The organism is Burkholderia sp. APQ4-4ca, from assembly GCF_057837105.1.
The window spans coordinates 1-514 of sequence record NZ_JBYQCG010000014.1 but is presented as its reverse complement, the minus strand read 5'-3'; the positions used below and the strand labels follow the sequence as shown (position 1 = coordinate 514).

Below are 514 nucleotides of genomic sequence, written 5' to 3'. Positions count from 1 at the left end.
GTGGCTAGTCTAACCGCAAGGAGGACGGTCACCACGGTAGGATTCATGACTGGGGTGAAGTCGTAACAAGGTAGCCGTATCGGAAGGTGCGGCTGGATCACCTCCTTTCCAGAGCTATCTCGCGAAGTTGAGCGCTCACGCTTATCGGCTGTAACTTAAAGACAGACTCAGGGGTCTGTAGCTCAGTCGGTTAGAGCACCGTCGTGATAAGGCGGGGGTCGTTGGTTCGAATCCAACCAGACCCACCATTGTCTGGCGGTAGGTACACCTGAGGAATACCTGTACATGGGGGCATAGCTCAGCTGGGAGAGCACCTGCTTTGCAAGCAGGGGGTCGTCGGTTCGATCCCGTCTGCCTCCACCAATCACCAACGCTAAGAGCTTGGTTCAGACGCTGAACCGAGAATTTTGCATTGGCGATTGAGCCAGTCAGAGGATATCAACAGATATCGGCTGTCGTTCTTTAACAATCTGGAAGAAGTAAGTAATTTGGATAGCGGAAGCGTCTCGAGATG

General features: G+C 53.1%; 2 tRNA genes and 1 rRNA gene. All 3 read left to right on the top strand.

The annotated features are described in order from the left end of the window. Positions 1–108 (top strand): 16S ribosomal RNA (locus AC3IFE_RS01425); the annotation flags it as partial. 63 nt (positions 109–171) lie between these two features. Next, positions 172–248, top strand: a tRNA-Ile gene (locus AC3IFE_RS01420). Positions 249–287: 39 nt separating this feature from the next. After that, a tRNA-Ala gene (locus tag AC3IFE_RS01415) sits at positions 288–363 on the top strand. Positions 364–514: the final 151 nt, after the last annotated feature.